Here is a 1973-nt window from a genome sequence, read left to right as displayed (position 1 = left end):
GAACGCCTTTTTCTTCCCTGAATCTTATTTCCTCTTTCTCTCCTTCTTTCTTCGTGATTTTCACAGAAAAATATAAAAGGCTGCCGAGATACTATGTCAGGCAGCCTTTTTACGCAGGTATTTTACGCATTTTTATTTTTTAGCAAAATCCATTCAAAAAGCGTTATCGGCTCTTTCGTCTCTTTCTCATACTGACGGTAGGCGTCAAGCCATTCATCCATTTTTTTAGCCGGGGTTAACGCGATGATTTTCTCTATTTCTTTTAGCGCTTCTTTCGGATTAACCTCCATGGCAGATGCACCGTACTACTCCTGCAGTTCTTCAGGAATTTCTGGCTGATAGATCGCCCACCAGCTGTTTGTCCCGATGTCAGCCAACGCGATTAGGCTCACGACGGACGCCATCATTGTGCAAGCTTTTGCCTTCATTTTTTCCCACATCATGCTCATCTCCTTTTTTGATTATATGTTGCTTCTTTCGGCGCGGAATAGTTTATAGCCGAAAGGAGTAACCAGAATGTATTGCCAGGTCATCCCCAGCATCGCCAGCCAGCATACGCGCAGAAACGGGCGGGCGGCAGCTTCGTCCGGATAGACGGATGCATACCAGGCGGCGGTAATCACGCCCAGCAAGTAAAGTAATGACAGCCATTTAGAAATGCGGATGCGCTGGTTCGTAAATTTTCGGTTGCCCCATTTGCCCGGGACATACAGGAATGTAAGCGCACTTCCGAAAGCAAGCATGAGGAGCAGAACAAGTTGAGTATGCTGGATGAAAAAAGGAAAAGTAAAGGGAAGCGAAACAGTCAGCAAAACAAAAGAAATAAGACTAACGGTTAGGCATCCTTTAAATGTATGGGCATGAACCCCGCCTGTAATCATGCGCAGGCTGCCGAAAAAGAAAACAATAAGATACAATTCAAGCAAAATATTCAGCATCCATCCAACCAGTGAAAGCAAAGCGATTTTGATAGCCGCATTCAGCAGAATTTGCAGACCGTACGACAGCACGGCCGGAGAATACGGCACGGCGCTGTGCCGTGCCAGCGACAGGGCGAGGGAATCAGCCAGTTTTTTGCTCAATGGTCATCACCTTTTTCGCGGGAAAGATAATGGTAAATTCGGTTCCTGACTGCTCGTTGCTTGTTAAGATAAGATTTCCTTTGTGTTTTTTTACGAGGCTGTTGACAATGGCAAGTCCGATGCCTGAATGATCGGCTTTCGTTGAAAAACCGTATTCGAAGATTTTCTGCTGGAGATGCTCCGGGATAACCGGACGGTGATTGCGCACTTTGATATGTACCTGACCGTCTTTCTCCAAAGTCTGCAGGATAATTTCATCGGTGGGGTGTCCCGCCAGCTTGATGGCATCTGCCGCATTATCCAGCAGATTCCCGATCATTTGGTTCAGCTCAATGGCGGGAACGGGAAGTTCGCTTAATGTGCATGCAATCTCCGTTTTCAAAGCAATGTTATCCTGCTCAAACTGCGCTGTCTTCGTCTGTAGCAGTGCGCTTAAGCCAGGGTTGTCCGAAACGAGAACCTGATTAATCGATTTGATTTCTCCTACCAGCTGTTCGATATAACGCAAAAGTTTGTCGTGTTCCTGCTGCTTGGCAAAAATATAGAGAACTTGAATGTGGTTCGCGAAGTCATGTCGCTGTGCGCGGATGGTGGTGAACAGCGAATTGATATCCTTTAATGATTCCTTGTATACCGTAAGCTCTGTCTCCTGCACCCGCGACTTAATAATCTCTTTAATCATCAAAAACGAGAGCACTTGAAAAATAAGAACGGAATAGAAGATGTGCGTTGACGTAATCTCATTCTTAACGACCAGGCTTGTCGCAATGATTCCCAGCGTGTAAAACAGCATGAAAGTAAGATAGGAGCGAAGCGAACGAAATTTGAATTTGCTTAACTGCCGGCCTGCACCAAAAAGAGAGAACTGGTGCTTTACACTAAGGTACAGAA

At 45.8% G+C, this 1973-nt stretch carries 4 protein-coding genes; all 4 read right to left on the bottom strand.

Annotated features, from left to right (window positions below; all coding sequences use genetic code 11):
* Window positions 1-122: 122 nt before the first annotated feature.
* On the bottom strand, window positions 123-290 hold the full coding sequence (locus ADA01nite_RS22355) for a hypothetical protein (RefSeq protein ID WP_170230412.1): 168 nt from the start codon (window positions 288-290) through the stop codon (window positions 123-125).
* A gap of 15 nt (window positions 291-305) precedes the next feature.
* A complete protein-coding gene (locus ADA01nite_RS20990) occupies window positions 306-443 on the bottom strand; it encodes a cyclic lactone autoinducer peptide (protein ID WP_170230411.1) in 138 nt (45 codons plus the stop codon).
* An 18-nt stretch (window positions 444-461) separates the two neighbouring features.
* Window positions 462-1082, bottom strand: a complete 621-nt coding sequence (locus tag ADA01nite_RS20985; protein WP_146812383.1) for an accessory gene regulator ArgB-like protein — start codon at window positions 1080-1082, stop codon at window positions 462-464.
* On the bottom strand, window positions 1063-1973 hold a 911-nt coding region (locus ADA01nite_RS20980; RefSeq protein ID WP_146812382.1), incomplete at its 5' end, for a sensor histidine kinase. The genes ADA01nite_RS20985 and ADA01nite_RS20980, both read right to left, overlap by 20 nt.

Origin of the sequence: Aneurinibacillus danicus (genome assembly GCF_007991215.1) — a bacterium.
GTDB lineage: Bacteria > Bacillota > Bacilli > Aneurinibacillales > Aneurinibacillaceae > Aneurinibacillus > Aneurinibacillus danicus.
Note: the sequence above shows the minus strand (reverse complement) of the source record. Positions and strands in the feature narration are given on the sequence as shown.

Coding starts and splice junctions, on each gene's coding strand:
- ADA01nite_RS20990 (WP_170230411.1), bottom strand. CDS start 443: ATGATGTGGGAAAAAATGAAGGCAAAAGCTTGCACAATGATGGCGTCC.
- ADA01nite_RS22355 (WP_170230412.1), bottom strand. CDS start 290: ATGGAGGTTAATCCGAAAGAAGCGCTAAAAGAAATAGAGAAAATCATC.